The organism is Pseudomonas sp. LS.1a (assembly GCF_022533585.1).
Classification (GTDB): Bacteria; Pseudomonadota; Gammaproteobacteria; order Pseudomonadales; family Pseudomonadaceae; genus Aquipseudomonas.
The window spans coordinates 4,909,490-4,925,000 of the sequence record NZ_CP092827.1; the positions used below are offsets into that span (position 1 = coordinate 4,909,490).

The window sequence follows — 15,511 nt, forward strand, 5'->3', positions numbered from 1 at the left end:
CTTAACGCAGGCTGATGGTGGTGTTCACACCGTCATTGACACTGTCGTCATCGAACCAGCGGGCGGTGACGGTCTTGGTCTGAGTGTAGAACTGCACCACTTGCTTGCCGTACGGGCCGAGGTCGCCGAGCTTGGAGCCACGCGAGCCGGTGAAGCTGAAGAACGGTACCGGTACCGGGATCGGGATGTTGATACCGACCTGGCCAATGTCGATTTCGCTCTGGAACTTGCGTGCTGCCGCGCCGCTCTGGGTGAACAGGCCGGTGCCATTGCCGAACGGGTTGGCGTTGACCAGGGCGATGGCCTCATCGAGGGTATCGACCTCCAGGGTCACCAGCACCGGGCCGAAGATTTCCTGGGTGTAAACCTGCATGTCGGTCTTCACGCCCGAGAACAGGGTCGGGCCGACGAAATTGCCTTGCTCGTAACCTGGCACCTTGACGTCACGGCCGTCGAGCTCCAGCTTGGCGCCTTCCTTGATACCGCTTTCGATCAGGCCCAGCACACGCTCCTTGGCGCGCTTGGAAACCACCGGGCCGACATCGGTGCCTGGCTCGCAGCCGGCACTGACCTTGAGCTTGCTGGCCGCTTCCTTGATATCCGGCAGCCATTCGCGGGCCTTGCCCACCAGCACCGCCACCGAAGTGGCCATGCAGCGCTGGCCCGCCGCGCCGAAGGCGGCACCGACCAGGGCGTTGACGGTTTGCGTGCGGTTGGCATCGGGCAGCACCACCGCGTGGTTCTTGGCGCCCATCATCGACTGCACGCGCTTGCCGTGCTGGCTGCCCAGGTTGTACACGTGGGTGCCCACTTCGGTGGAGCCGACGAAGGAAATCGCCTTGATGTCCTGGTGGGTGCAAATGGCATCCACCACCTGCTTGCCGCCGTGCACCACGTTGAGCACGCCGGCCGGTATGCCGGCTTCCAGCGCCAGCTCGACCAGCAGCATGGTCGACAGCGGGTCCTGCTCGGACGGCTTGAGCACGAAGGTATTGCCGCAGACGATGGCCATGGGGAACATCCACAGCGGGATCATCGCCGGGAAGTTGAACGGGGTGATGCCGGCGCACACGCCGATCGGCTGGCGCAGGGTGTAGGTATCGACGCCGCCGGCAACGTTCTCGGCGAATTCGCCCATCTGCAGGGTGCCGATGGAGGCGGCGTGCTCGACCACTTCCAGGCCGCGGAAGATATCGCCTTCGGCGTCAGCCAGGGTCTTGCCCTGCTCGGCACTGAGGACCTGGGCGATGCGTTTGGTGTGTTCGCGGATCAGCGCCTGCAGCTTGAGCATGATGCGCATGCGCGCGCCGATCGGCGTGTTACGCCAGGTCTGGAAGGCGCGGTGGGCAGCGGCGACGGCTGCGTCGACTTCTTCGACGGTGGCGAACGGTACGCGCGCCAGCACTTCTTGGGTAGCCGGGTTGACGATGTCGCGCCATTCGGTGGTCTTGGACTCGACCCATTGGCCGTCGATCAGCAGCTTGACCTGCTCGATTTTGGTCTGGTTAGGGGATTGCGGTGCGTTCATCTGCGTTCTCCTTGGAATTATTGTCGGGACGAGATCGCCATTGCCGGGCAAACGCGAGGTGGCGTCCTGAGGCTTGTTTCGAGTATAGATGTGCAAACATCCAACAAGAACGCACAAAAAAACCGGATCATCATGCAAAAAGACCTCACATCCCTGAGTGCACTCAACTGGGACGACCTGAAGTTCTTCCTTGAAGTGGCGCGTACCCGCAAGGCCAGCAGCGCCGCCAAGCGCCTGAACGTGGACTACACCACGGTGTCGAGGCGCATCAGCTCGCTGGAGGGGGCACTGGGCACCTTGCTGTTCGAGAAATCCCGGACCAACGGCTTTGTCCTCACCGCCGAGGGCCAACGCCTGCTGAGTTATGCCGAGTCGATCGAGAGCACGCTGCACATGGCTTGCGAGCAGGTGTCGGGGTCAGGCGTGGCGTTGTCGGGGCACGTGCGCATGGGCTGCACCGAAGGCTTCGGCAGCTTCTTCGTCACCCCGCAGCTAAGCCACTTTGTCGATGCCTACCCGGCGATTTCGGTGGATATCCTGCCGCTGCCGCACTTCATCAGCCTGTCCAAGCGCGAGGCGGACATCGTCATCGCCCTGGAGCGGCCGGAACACGGCCCTTATGTATGTTGCAAGCTGTGCGACTACCGCTTGCGGCTGTACGCGACCCAGGACTACCTGGACAACCACGCACCGATCAACCAGATCGCGGACCTGGCCAGGCACCCGTTCATCAGTTACGTGGACGACCTGGCGTTCAGTTCGGAGCTGCTGTACCTGGCCAACCTGATCCCCAGCGCCAGCGCGCATTTGCGCAGTACCAGCGTGATTGCGCAGTACACGGCAGCGTTGCAGGGGCGTGGGCTGGCGATCTTGCCGTGCTTCCTGGCTGCGCAGGACCCGCGGCTGGTGACGGTGTTGCCGGAAGAGATCGAGGTGACGCGGCAGTTCTGGATGTATTGCCGGGAGGATTTGCGCAAGTTGAAGCGGATTACCCTGCTTTGGGATTACATCCGAGGGGTGACGGAGGCGAATGCGCCGTTGTTGATGGGCGAGACCCGAGAGATGCGCTTTGCTCAGGAATGAGGGGGCTGCTGCGTAGCCATCGCCGGCAAGCCAGCTCCCCACAAGGTCTGCGCCGGATTCAAGGCATGCGCAGGACCTGTAGGAGCGGGTGTGCCCGCGAACACCGGCGCAGCCGGTGCCAGGCACCGAGTCGCCTGCTTCGCGGGCAAGCCCGTTCCACGCGGATGTGCTGGCCTGTGAGGCTGCGGTCAGTAGGAAGCCACCACAATGGACACGCGCCGGTTCTCGGTACGCCCGGCGCTGGTGCGGTTGTCCGCCACCGGCTGGCTACTGCCAAGGCCACGGGACTGGATGTTCTGCGCCTGCATGCCTACCTCGACCAGCGCCTTGGCCACGCTCTGCGCGCGGCGCTCTGAGAGTTGCTGGTTATACGCCGCCTTGCCCGACGAATCGGCATGCCCGTCCACCCGCACGCCCTGGATGCCAACGCTGAGTAGCGCCTTGCCAATGCGCTCGACGATCGCCTGGCTCTGGCTGTTGAGGCTGTCCAGATCGCTGCCGAACAGCACCTTGCCGGACAAGTCGTAGGCCCATCCTTCGTCGGTCGGGGTAAAACCTTCACGCTTGAGCACGGCAATCTGTTCGGCCGTCAGGCCTTTGGGTGGCGTGCTCTGGCAACCGGTCAGTGCCAGCACGGCGAGCAGCAATGCCCAAAGGGGGAAACGCAAAGCCTGTATCACGGGTTCAACTCCTGTTGTTGTTTTCACCGGCGGACTGTTCCGTCTGCGCCACTTGCCAATGGCCACGGCGTTTGCGCTTGGCCTGGTACATCGCCGCATCGGCAGCATTCAGAAGACTGGCGGGGTCAGCGCCGTCATCCGGGTAATAGGCAATACCGACACTCAACGAGGTGGCGATACTGCGGCCACTGTCCAGCTGCACCGGCAACTTCATGCTGGCAACGATCTTCTCGGCAATGTCCTCGGCGTCCTGGCGCGACTGCAAAGGCGTCAGCAGCACGGCGAACTCGTCGCCACCCAGGCGCGCCACCAGGTCGTGCTCGCGCAACTGGGCGCGCACGCGGTCGGCCACGCTGATCAGCACTTCGTCGCCCACCGCATGGCCGAGGGTGTCGTTGATCTGCTTGAAGTGGTCGCTGTCGAGAAACAGCAGCGCTAGGTGGTCCTGCTTCCGTTCTGCATTGCGCACGCTGCGGCTCAGGCGCCCCTCGAAGAAGGCGCGGTTGGGCAGGCCGGTCAGGCTGTCATGGCTGGCCTGGTGGGCCAGGGTCTGGTTTTCGTTTTGCAGGTGGCTGTGCCAAACCTCCAGCTCGTCCAGCAGGGCATTGAAGTCATTGCCCAGTTCGTTGAGCTCGGCAATCGGCGCTTCCGGCACGCGCCGGTCGAAACTGCGCTCGCGGCGGGCGGCGTGAGCAACACTGGCCAGGCCGCGCAGCGGGCGGACGATATCACTGAGCAGACGCCGCGACAGGTATTGGGCAGCCAAGGCGCTGAGCACCGTGCAGAACAGGATGCCGGCCAGTCCACTGAGCAGGAACAGCAACAGGCTTCGCCCCTGGCCGACCAGTTCGATGCGCCCGACCTGCTGTTGCTGGTGCGTAATCGGCAGATTGACCGGTTCATCCAGCAAGGCGGTGGCAACCTGCGTCTCCAGCCGCGCTAGCACGCCGGTATCGCTGCGCTGCCAATGCGCCAGTTGCTCGCCTTCGCTATTGAAGACCCTGGCTTCGGCCACTTCCTCGGCACTGGCGATCAGCGCTAGCGATTCATTGGCCGCAGCGCTGTCGTCAAACACCACCGCCGCTTCCACGGTGTAGCTGATCGAGCGGGCGATCAGCTGCAGGTTGTCGTTGGCGTAAACACGCAGGGCGAGCACGCCCAGCAGGGTCAGGGAAATACCGGCCAGGCCCACGGCGAGCAAGGCGACGCTGAGGTGGCCACGGCCCAGCACCGAACGCAGGGTCGGGCGCACGCCGCGCTTACGGGTCGGCTTCATGGCTGACCTGCCCGGCGCCGCGACAATTGCAGCACGCTGGGGTGGATGCGCACGCCGGAACGTGCCACCGAGTCGAGGTTGACTTCGAAGGCTACCTGCTGGTCGCTGACCCGCAAGCAGAACAGGCTGCCGACCGTGCACGGGTCGTCTGCCTCGCTGATGCTCAGCACCGGGTGGCCACTGACACGCTCGAACAGCCGGTCGCGCTGGCCTTGGTCGAGCTTGCCGATGTAGATGGCGTCGCAGGCCTGGGCGACCTGGCTATCGCCTGCCAGCAGACGCCGCACCTGCAGCGGTCGGCCGGACTCCTGCACATGGCCTTTGATCAGGTCATCGGCGTATTCGGTCGGGCCGACCAGGCACAGGCGCAAAGGCGAGGGTTCGACGGGCCAGCGGGCATAGCTGAAGATGCCCAGCACCACCTGGGTGACGGCCTTGGCCCGTTGCTGCGCCTGGGCGGCAGTCATGGCGGGGTCTGCCTGGGCCGGGCCTGCGGAAAGGAACAGGGCGGCCAGCAATAGCGAAAGCGCACAGCTCATCACTCGCCTGGCGGCCATGTTCATGTGGGAAATCTCTTAAGGCCCTTTCCAATATCGGCGCAACGATAGCACATGGCCGCATGCTTGTATGAAAGGCGCGGAGCTAATGCGATCCCTGTGGGAGCGGGCGTGCCCGCGAAGCAGGCACCACGGTGGTTGGCACAGGCTGCGCCCGTGTTCGCGGGCGCGCCCGCTCCCACAGAGGATCTCCTTTTGGCTCACTACAGGGCTAAACCTGCTCCAGCATCAACCCGGAAATACGCCGCACCTTGCGCGCAACCGCTTCTTCGAAAATACCCTGGCGAGGCTCGACCAGGCTAAAGCAGTGCTTGGCGCGGGTGATGCCGGTGTATACCAGCTCCTTGGTCAGCACCGGGTTGAGCGCATCCGGTAGCACCAGCGCGGTGTGGCTGAACTCCGAGCCCTGGGACTTGTGCACGGTCATGGCGAATACCGTTTCCACTTCATTCAGCCGGCTGGGCAGGACGAAGCGCACGCCGCCACTGCCGTCGTTACGCGGGAAGGCCACGCGCAGCAGGGGCTCGCCGCGCTCATCCGGCAGGCGCAGGGCAATGCCGATGTCACCGTTCATCAGGCCCAGGCCGTAGTCGTTGCGGGTCACCAGCACCGGGCGCCCTTCGTACCAGGGCTGCTGGCTGTCGATCAGCCCCGCATTGTGCAGCACCCGCGCCACCCGCTCGTTGAGGCCTTCGACACCCCAGGCGCCCCGGCGTACCGCGCACAGCAGCTGGAAGTCCTCGAAGCTGTGCAGCACCTTGCCCGCCCATTGCTCCCACGCGGGGTCGTCAACGGCGGTATCGAGTGCCGGGCGGAAGCGGCCAAGGGTGCGCAGGTAGCTGCGGTAACCCTGCGGGCCGTCGCTGCCGCGGTTGAGGCCGTCGAGCAGCAGGCGGTCGAAGGCACGGTCCTGTTCGTGCTTCAGGGCCAGGCTGTGCACATCGGGCGGCGGTGCGGCCAGCAGGTTGCGTGCCGCGTGGGAGTCCTGACGATTGACCAGCCGGGCCAGTTGGCCAATGCCGCTACCTTCGCCGAAACGCCGCGAAAAGCGCAGCATCACCACCTGCTGGGCCAACGGGTTGCGTTGCTCATCGCCGGCCTTGAGGCCACTGCCCGCCAGCGACTCACCACCGGTCTGTTCCAGCCACGCCTCGGTCGCCGGGGAGTAACAGCCCTCCTCGGCATCCCGACACAGGTCACCCAATACCGCACCGGCCTCGACCGAGGCCAGCTGGTCCTTGTCGCCCAGCAGCACCAGGCGTGCCCGTGGCGGCAGGGCATCGAGCAGGTTGGCCATCATTTCCAGGTCGATCATCGACGCTTCATCGACCACCAGCACGTCCAACGGCAGCGGGTTGCCGGCATGGTGGCGGAAGTGCCGCGAACCGGGGCGGCTGCCGAGCAAGCGGTGCACGGTGCTGACCTCGGTCGGGATTTGCCCGCGCACCTCGGCGCTGACCTGCAGGCGCTCGACCTGCTGGCCAATGGATTCGGTCAGGCGCGCGGCTGCCTTGCCGGTCGGCGCGGCCAGGCGAATGCGCAGCGGCCTGCCCTGCTCCACCGCCGGCGCCTGCAGCAAGGCCAAAAGGCGCACCACGGTAGTGGTCTTACCCGTGCCGGGGCCGCCGGTGATGATGCTGAAGCCGGCGCGGGTGGCCAGGGCACAGGCGAGCTTCTGCCAGTCCACCTGGCCAGCCGGCGCACCACCGTCGAACAGCTGCGCGAGGCGGCCAGGCAGGTCGGCTGGAGGCGCTTCGGCCAGGGTCAGGCGCTGGCGCAGGGTATGGTCGATGCGCCGCTCGTAACTCCAGTAACGGCGCAGGTACAGGCGCTCGCCGCTAAGCACCAGAGGCCGCGCCTGCTGGCCAGGGGTATCGCCGGCGGCCACCAGGGGGCTGGCGGCAATGCGCTGGCGCCAGGCGTGCAGGTCGAGGTTGGCCAGCAATTGCGAGGGCAGCAGCAAGGGGCCGGTCAAGGCGTCGCCTTCGGGCGGCAACGACAGGGCGAAATCGGGCTCGGCCAGGGTTTGCTGCAGGTCGAGGCAGACATGGCCGTGGCCCAGCTGGTGACTGGCCAGGGCGGCGGCCAGCAACAGCAGGGGGTCGCTACCAGGGACTCGCTCTTCCAGGAACGATACGAACGCACGGTCCAGGGCACGCAGCCAGCCCCGCTCTACCCAGCGGTCGAGCAGTTGCAGCAGGTCGCCGCTGTCACGCTGTGGCGCCAGTGCGAGCAGGTGCTCGGCGTGCAGCGGGGTGGGCAACAGGTCGACAAGGCTTCGGCTCATATCACGGCTCCGGCAAACAGGTCCTGCTGTGCGGGCGGGTGCTCGCCACGGAACAGCGCATCGAGGCTTTCGATCAGCTCACGCGGTGGCTTGGCGTGGTAAACGCCGTGGCCGCTGCTGCTGGCGCCTCGCAAGAAGATGAACAGGGCGCCGCCGACATGGCGGTCGTAGTCGTAGTCCGGCAGGCGGGCGCGCAACTGGCGGTGCAGGGCCAGCAGGTACAGCACGTACTGCAGGTCGTAGCGATGTTCGAGGATGGCCTTTTCCATGGCCAGGGCATCGTAGGCCTGGATGTCCGGGCCCAGCCAGTTGGACTTGTAGTCGGTCACGTAGTAACGCCCGTCCAGCTCGAAGGCCAGGTCGATGAACCCTTTGAACATGCCATTGAGCACGGTCGGCTGCGCCGCCGGGCGTGCCAGGCCAGGGTGAGTGTGGCGTGCCACCAGGCGATCGAGTTGTTCGGCATCGACCTGGTGGCTGGCGAACCAGAACTCCATTTCTATCTGGTAGTGGCGCAACTGCCCGAGCGTCACGCTGAGGTCGTTGCCCGGCAGCGGCAGCGCTTCGCCCAGCAGGCGCTGCAGCCAGTGGGTCAGGGTGGGAATCCAGCCGATCCAGTCACGACGGTTGCAGCGCTGGCCAACGGTTCGCTCGATCAGTTGCGCATTGCCGCTGACCTGGCTGAAGCCCTCGCGGCCAACCCATTCCAGCAAGCCATGCAGGAAGGTGCCGGGGTTGGACCCGCGCGGGAAGCGGTGGATATCGCCACTGTCGGCCGGGACCTCACGCAGCACCTGGGTATCGACCACTTCATCATCCAGTAACTGCTGGGCCTGGGAGCTGTCGGCACCGAGGGTCTGGTCGCCGACGCGCAGGGCACTGTACGAGGCAATCCACCAATGCTCGGCCCCCGCCGCACGGCGCGGCTTGCGAGCAGGCAGCAACTCGCTTTCGGCGTGCGGCATGCGATACACCTGTTCATCCGCCTGCGGCAAGCCCGGGCAGCTGATGTGCGGACACGTCGCGGCCAGGGCCTGCAACCAGTCCGTCAGTTGCTGCGAGCCCGGCAAGGCGAGGCCGCCACCCAGCAGGTAGCCGAGCGCCGAGCGGTGCAGTTGCGAGCTCTTCTGGTTGCCACGCTTGAGGTCGGCGACACCCAGCCAGCAGGCATGCTGGGCACGGGTCAGGGCCACGTAGAGCAGGCGCAGGTCTTCGGCCAGGCGCTCGTCGTCGGCACGGTCGATCTGTTCCTGGTCCGGTGTGAGGGTGAGATGGGCGTTGCCCTGGCTATCATGCCAGGCCAGCGGCAGGCGGCTGCCGTCCACCGGCTTGCTGGTGCAGATGAACGGCAGGTAGACCAAGGGGTATTCCAGGCCCTTGGACTTGTGGATGGTCACCACTTTCACCAGCTGCTCGTCACTCTCCAGGCGCAGGATCTGCTCTTCACCGGCCTGCCCGGAACTGGCCAGGTGCTCGGCCAGGTGGCGGATCAGCGCCTGTTCGCCGTCCAGCTCGCCTGCGGCCTGTTGCAGCAACTCGGCCAGGTGCAGCAGGTTGGTCAGCACCCGCTCGCCGTCGCTGCGGCGGATCAGCGTGCGCGGCAGCTGGAAGTCATGCAGCAGGTGCCGCAGCATTGGCAGCACGCCCTGGCGCTGCCAGGTGTCGCGGTAACGCCGAAAACGCATGACCCAGTCTTCCCAGACCCGCTCGTCCTGGTTCAGGCGGTCCAGCGCAGCCAGCGACAGATCGAGGGTGAGGCTGGCCAGGGCGGCCTTGAGCAGGCGCTCCGAGTCGGGCTCGGCGCAGGCCTTGAGCCAGGCCAGCAGGTCGTGGGCTTCCTGGGCGGCGAATACCGAGTCCTTGTCGGAGAGGTACACGCTACGCACCTCGCGCGCGGCCAGCTCAGCGCGGACCATTTGCGCCTCATGGCCATCGCGCACCAGGATGGCGATGTCCGATGGCAGGCACGGGCGCAGTTCGCCATCGGCATTCTGGAAACCAGCCGTGCCCTGCTGGCCACCATTGAGCAAGGCGACGATATGGCTGGCGCAACTGGCTGCCAGTTGCTGGCGGTAAACGCTGCCGGAGACCGGTTCTTCGCTCTGCAGATGCCAGCATTGCAGCGCTGCGCAGGTTTCACCGTCGATCAACAGCTGCTCGCCACGGCCTTTGGCGCGGACCTCGATGAACGGCAGCGGGTTGTCATCGGCCTCGCGGAACAGGAATGCACCGCGCCCTGCCTGACGCGCTTCGGCCTGCAGGAACACCTGATTGACCGCCGCGACCATGGCCTTGCTGGAGCGGTAGTTGGTGTCCAGGCTGTGCAGCCGACCACTAGTGGCACGGCGGGCGGCAAGGTAGGTGTAGATGTCGGCGCCACGGAAGGCATAGATCGCCTGCTTGGGGTCGCCAATCATGAACAGGCCGGTTTCGGCGCGGTTTTCGCTGATCTGGTAGATGCGCTCGAAGATGCCGTACTGCACCGGGTCGGTGTCCTGGAACTCGTCGATCAACGCCACCGGGAACTGTTCGCGAATCAGGCTGGCCAGGCGCTCGCCGGCCTCGCTGGCCAGGGCGTGCTGCAGGCGCAGGAGCATGTCGTCGAAGCCCATTTCCGCACGCCGGCGTTTCTCCACTTCGAAGCGCGCCGATACCCAGTTGGCGGCATGCTCGAGCAATGGGGCATCCGGGCTATCCAGCGCCTGCAACTGCTGCTGCAAGCTCTGCATGGCATAGAGGGCCGGGTGCTCGGGTGGCTCGCCCTTCCAGGCTTCCGCCATGCCCGCCGGGGTCAGGCGGGTGAAGCCGGTGCCCAGGTCGAGCTCCACCAGTTGTTCGTCTGCGGCCCAGGCGCAGAGCTTGTCGAACCAAGGTTCGAAGTAACGGGCCTGCATCTTGCGGCCGTCGACCTGCTTGGCGGCCAGCGCATCACGGCAGATCTGCCGCAATTCCTCGGCCCACTGCGCCCAGGGCGCCTTGAGCCGGGCCAACTGCTCGCCACGCTGCTGCAGCGATGCCTGGATCAGCGCCGCCGGCTCTGGCCCGTCCTGCTGGGCGCGCACGCGACCGAACAGCGGGCGGATCCGCGGCAGCAAGGCGTCGGGGCTGCCCCAGTGGCCACGCACCCAGGCCAGCGCATCGCCTTGCATGCCGTAGCAGAAGCGCCGCCAGTAGTCGCGCATGACCTGACCCAGCAGCTCGCTGTGGTCGGTTTCCAGGGTCTGGGTGAACAGGCTGCCGCTGTCGAAGGCATGTTCGCGCAGCATGCGCTGGCACCAGCCGTGAATGGTCGACACCGCAGCCTCGTCCATCCACTGCACGGCGATTTCCAGGCGGCCGGCACAACGTGGCCAGGCTTCTTCCGGGTAGTCGTCACGCAGTTGGTGCAGCAGCGGGTCGGCCGCCTCCAGCTCGCCACGGAAGAACCGCGCAGCTTCGGCCAGGCGCGCACGGATACGTTCACGCAGTTCCTTGGTGGCGGCGTCGGTGAAGGTCACCACGAGGATTTGCGGTGGTAGCAGCTCGCGGTCGAAGCCCTGCTCGCCACCGTGACCGAGGATCAGGCGCAGGTACAGCGCCGAAATGGTGAAGGTTTTGCCCGTGCCGGCGCTGGCCTCGATCAGCTGGCTGCCATGCAGGGGGAAACTCAGTGCCAGGGGACGGTCCTGGGTCATGCGCCTTTCTCCGGGTTGCCCAGGGTTTGCCACGGGGCGTTGAACAATGGGCGGTACAAGGCTTCGCACCAGCCTTCGAAGGTTTCATCGGCGGTGAGCGCGGCAAAGTCGCGGAACTGGCGGGCCAGGGCGATGCTTTCACTGCGCTCGCCGAAGCTGGTGCGCTCGTCACCTTCGTAGGCGCGGGCTGCAGCAGCCAGGGCTTTGTCGCTATCGTCCTGGGCCAGCCAGGCGAACGCGGTCTTGGCCGCGACCGGCAACGGCGCATTCATCGCCGCCTGGCGGGCCACCAGCAGGTCGCCCAGCAGTTGCGCCGCCTGCGCTTGCGGCAGCGGCGCAAGCAGCAGGGTCAGGTCGCTGGCCACCAACGCGCTGTTATAGGGGTAACCCGCTGCGCAGGCCGCCAGGTGCGTGACCCAGGGCGCAATCAGGCGGTGCCACTTGAGGGCGTTACGCCCGGCGCTGATGGTGTTGGGTACGGTGGTGATGCCGAGCAGGCTCTGGTCATCCGCCTGGAATACCCGGCCCAGCCAGCCTTCAAGACGGTGCGGGCCGTGCTCGAAATGCACCGGCAATGCGCCTTCGACCAGCTGTGGCCAGCGTTGCAATAGCTGGCGGTGGCGTTGCAGCAGGTCTGGCAGGGGCTCGATCAGCTCGCGCTGCAGCAGTTCGCCGAAACCGGCCAGTGGCAGCATGCCGCAGGCCTGCAAGCGCCGAGCCTGGGCCTGCAGGGCCTGTTCGGCATTGTCCGGCTCGGCCAGCGCTGCACCAAGCAGGCTTTCACTGGCGCCGTAGCGTTGCAGGGTGTCGAGGACGAAGGGTTCCTCGTCCGGGGTCGGCGCTTCCAGCGCTTCGAAGTACACCTTCAAACGCTGGCTGAAGAAGTGCCGCACCGGGTGGCGCAGGAAGTCATTCAGCTGGGTCAGGCTCAAGGCCTCATCGTCATGGTAAGGCGGCAGGCCTGGGTCGCCCTGCTCGTCTTCCTGGCCCTGCTGGTGCAGCACCTGCCATTCGTGGGCAAAGCTGAACAGCGGGCTGCCCTTCTGGAAGTAGCGTGGGCTGAACGGTTGCAGCGGGTGCTCCTGGGTCAGGGCGTGCAACAGGTGCTCACCCGGTTGTGCTGGCTGCCCCTGCTCCGCGCCTGCCAGCTGCCAGCCGGCCGCCAGGTGATCGCGCAACTGGCCGATCAGCACCGAGGCCGGGCGTTCGCTGTTGTCGCGGATACTGCGCCCGACCCAGCTGACATACAGCTGGTCGCGTGCCGACAGCAGCGCTTCGAGCAGCAGGTAACGGTCATCCTCACGGCGCGAGCGGTCGCCGGGGCGATAGTCGCTGGCCATCAGGTCGAAGTCCAGCGGCTGTTGGGCGCGGGGGTAATCGCCATCGTTCATGCCCAGCAGGCAGACCACCCGGAACGGGATGGCGCGCATCGGCATGAGGGTGCAGAAGTTCACCGAGCCGGCGAGGAAGCGCTGGGACAACTTGCCCTGGTCAAGGCCCGACAGCCAGGCTTCACGCACTACGGTCAGCGGCAATGGGTCTTGCAGGCCGACGGCCTCGCACACTTCAAGCCAGCTATCGCGCAGATCCTGCAACTGCATCAGCAGGAACTCGTCGCGCTCGCCCTCGGCCAGGAAAAACACCTGCAGCAAGGCATGCAGGCGCTCGCCCCACTGGCTGACAGTGGCAGGCTCGGACAAGGCCTGGCTGGCCACGTCGAGGGCGTCGAGCAAGGCGACCAGCGGGCCGATCAGTGCCGCATCCAGGCCACCGATTTCATCGTAGGGTTCGATGCCATCACAGGCCTCGCCCACGCCCACGGCATAACCCAGCAGCATGCGCCGCAGGCCGAACCGCCAGCTGTTCTGCTCAAGCCCTGCGGGCAAGCCCAGGCTGGCCCGCTGCTCGGCATTGAGGCCCCAGCGGATGCCGGCCCCCTCGATCCAGCGGTGCAGCGTGGGCAGGTCGTTTTCACGAATGCCGAAACGGGCCCGCACTGCCGGTACGTCCAGCAGGTCGAGCACTTCGCTGACCGCGAAGCGGCTGTCCGGCAGCTTGAGCAGGTGTTCGAGGGCAATCAGCAAGGGTTCGCGGCCACGCTGGCCCTGGTCGGTCAGGGTAAACGGTATGTAACGCAGGTCGTTGCGCTGCAACTGGCCGAATACGGCGCGGATATGCGGCGCGTAGGTGTCGATGGCCGGCAGCATGACGATCACGTCACGTGGGCGCAGGGTAGGGTCGGCACTGAACCGGGCCAGCAGCTGATCGTGGAGGATCTCCACTTCGCGTTGCGGGCTATGGGCGATGTGGAAGCGGATCGAGCGGTCCTTCGCCGGGTCAACTGGATGCCACCGCTCGCGGGTTTCGGCGAGCGGGCGCAGTTCGAGGATATCGTCCTGCAGCTGGTTGAGCAGCGTGGTGGGCGAGCCGTCACTGAACAGGTCGATGCGGCCATCGCTGAACACGCCCTGGTAACTGCCAGGGTCGTCGTAGCTGTCGAGCAGGTTGATGTAGTCGCGGCCTTGCTTGCCCCAGGCGGCCAGCAAGGGATGGGCATGCTGGTGCAGCGACTGGTCGTCCAGCTGCAGGGGCATGCCCTGCTTGCGTTGCTGGCGCTTGTACTGGTGGCGCAGCAGGTCCTTGTCGGCAACGATATCGGCCCAGTGGTGGCGACAGGGGTTGTGCACGCACAGCAGCACCTGGCTGAAGCGTGCCAGACCGGCCAGTGCCTCAAGGGCCTGGGCTGGCAGCGAGGAGATGCCGAATACGATCACCCGGGCCGGCAGACCGGCAGGTGCCTGTTCCAGGCTGTTGATCCGTTCGATGAAGCGCTGATGGACCCCGGCGCGGCTCTGCGCCATGCCCTGCTCGCCCACATCCTCCAGCAATGCACGCCATAGCTCGGCCTGCCAGCGGTTGCCCGGGGGCAGCGCCTTGCGCTCGCCGCGAGCGGTGTTGAGGATGTGCTCGCCAGCGGCCCAATCCTTGAGCCAGTCGGCGCGGTAGACCTGATACTGGTCGAACAGGTCGGCCAGCCGCTCGGCGAGCTGGTAGCGCTTGCGCAGGTCGCTGTCGTCGGTGAGGAAGCGCCGCAGCGGCTCGAAATGCGGGCGTTCGATCAAGGCCGGGAGCAGGCGCATCAGGCGCCAGGTCAGCGGTGCCTTGTCGAGCAGGGACACTTCGGGAATTTCGTCACGGCCCAACACGCTGCGGTAAAGCTGCCACATGAAGCTGCCCGGCAGTTGCACGTCGATGGCGGCGGCGATGCCACAGCCGCCCTGGTCATCGTCCTGCGGGTCTTCGGCCAGGGCCAGCTTGAGCCATTGGGCAATGCCATTGCTTTGTACCAGGGCGATTTCGTTTTCCAGCGGCGCCAAGGGGTAGCGACGCATCCAGCTCACCACCAGGCTGCGCAGGTCGTCGAGGCGGTTGCCGTGGACGATCATGAAGCCGGGGTGGAGGTGGGTGGTGTTGGGCATCGGGAGGTCTCTGGCAGGCGCTGGTGGCTGAGGGGGAACGATATCACGCGGATGCCTGAAAGGGCCGAGTGCCATCAGGCTGACGCGATCAGTGTGGGAGCGGGCGAGCCCGCGAAACAGGCGACGCGGTGGATGGCACCGGCTTTGCCGGTGTTCGCGGGTGAACCCGCTCCCACAGGGGGCGCGTATGCCCGGGAGTTTTTGCGCCACAAAGACAAAACCCCTACCTGCAGGCGCAGATAGGGGTTTTGCGAAATGAATCTTGACGATGACCTACTCTCACATGGGGAAACCCCACACTACCATCGGCGATGCATCGTTTCACTACTGAGTTCGGGATGGGATCAGGTGGTTCCAATGCTCTATGGTCGTCAAGAAATTCTGTTGCCAGAATGTCCATATGGACAGCCCAGCGAATCCGGATATGTGATCTTGTGAAGTTGCGAACTTTCGGTTCTTTCGTCTTCACCACCGCAATCTGCGCTAGCAAATTGCTTGGGTGTTATATGGTCAAGCCTCACGGGCAATTAGTATTGGTTAGCTCAACGCCTCACAGCGCTTACACACCCAACCTATCAACGTCGTAGTCTTCGACGGCCCTTTAGGGGATTCAAGATCCCAGTGAGATCTCATCTTGAGGCAAGTTTCCCGCTTAGATGCTTTCAGCGGTTATCTCTTCCGAACATAGCTACCCGGCAATGCCACTGGCGTGACAACCGGAACACCAGAGGTTCGTCCACTCCGGTCCTCTCGTACTAGGAGCAGCCCCTCTCAAATCTCAAACGTCCACGGCAGATAGGGACCGAACTGTCTCACGACGTTCTAAACCCAGCTCGCGTACCACTTTAAATGGCGAACAGCCATACCCTTGGGACCGGCTTCAGCCCCAGGATGTGATGAGCCGACATCGAGGTGCCAAACACCGCCGTCGATATGAACTCTTGGGC

8 protein-coding genes and 2 rRNA genes (1 of these 10 only partly in view) are annotated in these 15,511 nt (G+C 65.4%); 1 reads left to right on the forward strand and 9 read right to left on the reverse strand.

Annotated features, from left to right (window positions below; genetic code table 11):
• Position 1: 1 nt before the first annotated feature.
• A complete protein-coding gene (locus MKK04_RS22690) occupies positions 2–1,528 on the reverse strand; it encodes a CoA-acylating methylmalonate-semialdehyde dehydrogenase (protein ID WP_063913430.1) in 1,527 nt (508 codons plus the stop codon).
• 132 nt (positions 1,529–1,660) lie between these two features.
• Between MKK04_RS22690 and MKK04_RS22695 the strand changes: the two genes are divergently transcribed.
• Positions 1,661–2,611 carry a LysR family transcriptional regulator gene (locus MKK04_RS22695; protein WP_207837876.1) on the forward strand — a complete coding sequence of 317 codons (951 nt, stop codon included), beginning with the start codon at positions 1,661–1,663 and terminating at the stop codon, positions 2,609–2,611.
• A gap of 188 nt (positions 2,612–2,799) precedes the next feature.
• On the opposite strand, the gene MKK04_RS22700 is transcribed toward MKK04_RS22695, so the two are convergent.
• The 8 genes from MKK04_RS22700 to MKK04_RS22735 all read right to left on the reverse strand — a co-directional run.
• Positions 2,800–3,291 (reverse strand): OmpA family protein, encoded by a 492-nt coding sequence (locus MKK04_RS22700; protein WP_207837879.1) that lies wholly within the window; start codon positions 3,289–3,291, stop codon positions 2,800–2,802.
• A gap of 4 nt (positions 3,292–3,295) precedes the next feature.
• Positions 3,296–4,567, reverse strand: coding sequence for a diguanylate cyclase domain-containing protein (locus tag MKK04_RS22705; protein WP_207837886.1), 1,272 nt, complete (start codon positions 4,565–4,567; stop codon positions 3,296–3,298).
• Positions 4,564–5,130 (reverse strand): YfiR family protein, encoded by a 567-nt coding sequence (locus tag MKK04_RS22710; protein ID WP_241106005.1) that lies wholly within the window; start codon positions 5,128–5,130, stop codon positions 4,564–4,566. The genes MKK04_RS22705 and MKK04_RS22710 overlap by 4 nt, the downstream gene beginning before the upstream one ends.
• Before the next feature lie 205 nt (positions 5,131–5,335).
• Positions 5,336–7,411, reverse strand: coding sequence for an exodeoxyribonuclease V subunit alpha (recD, locus tag MKK04_RS22715; RefSeq protein WP_207837890.1), 2,076 nt, complete (start codon positions 7,409–7,411; stop codon positions 5,336–5,338).
• On the reverse strand, positions 7,408–11,085 hold the full coding sequence (gene recB, locus MKK04_RS22720; RefSeq protein ID WP_241106006.1) for an exodeoxyribonuclease V subunit beta: 3,678 nt from the start codon (positions 11,083–11,085) through the stop codon (positions 7,408–7,410). The genes recD and recB overlap by 4 nt, the downstream gene beginning before the upstream one ends.
• Positions 11,082–14,564 carry an exodeoxyribonuclease V subunit gamma gene (recC, locus tag MKK04_RS22725; protein WP_207837894.1) on the reverse strand — a complete coding sequence of 1,161 codons (3,483 nt, stop codon included), beginning with the start codon at positions 14,562–14,564 and terminating at the stop codon, positions 11,082–11,084. Before recC ends, recB begins: the two co-directional genes overlap by 4 nt.
• 260 nt (positions 14,565–14,824) lie before the next feature.
• A 5S ribosomal RNA gene (gene rrf, locus MKK04_RS22730) occupies positions 14,825–14,940 on the reverse strand.
• A gap of 130 nt (positions 14,941–15,070) precedes the next feature.
• Positions 15,071–15,511, reverse strand: a 23S ribosomal RNA gene (locus MKK04_RS22735) (it continues 2,451 nt past the right edge of the window).

Bases quoted from the DNA above. Each gene is read 5' to 3' on its own strand.
- recB (WP_241106006.1), bottom strand. From the start codon at position 11,085: ATGACCCAGGACCGTCCCCTGGCACTGAGTTTCCCCCTGCATGGCAGC.
- MKK04_RS22695 (WP_207837876.1), top strand. From the start codon at position 1,661: ATGCAAAAAGACCTCACATCCCTGAGTGCACTCAACTGGGACGACCTG.
- recC (WP_207837894.1), bottom strand. From the start codon at position 14,564: ATGCCCAACACCACCCACCTCCACCCCGGCTTCATGATCGTCCACGGC.
- MKK04_RS22710 (WP_241106005.1), bottom strand. From the start codon at position 5,130: ATGAACATGGCCGCCAGGCGAGTGATGAGCTGTGCGCTTTCGCTATTG.
- MKK04_RS22705 (WP_207837886.1), bottom strand. From the start codon at position 4,567: ATGAAGCCGACCCGTAAGCGCGGCGTGCGCCCGACCCTGCGTTCGGTG.
- recD (WP_207837890.1), bottom strand. From the start codon at position 7,411: ATGAGCCGAAGCCTTGTCGACCTGTTGCCCACCCCGCTGCACGCCGAG.
- MKK04_RS22690 (WP_063913430.1), bottom strand. From the start codon at position 1,528: ATGAACGCACCGCAATCCCCTAACCAGACCAAAATCGAGCAGGTCAAG.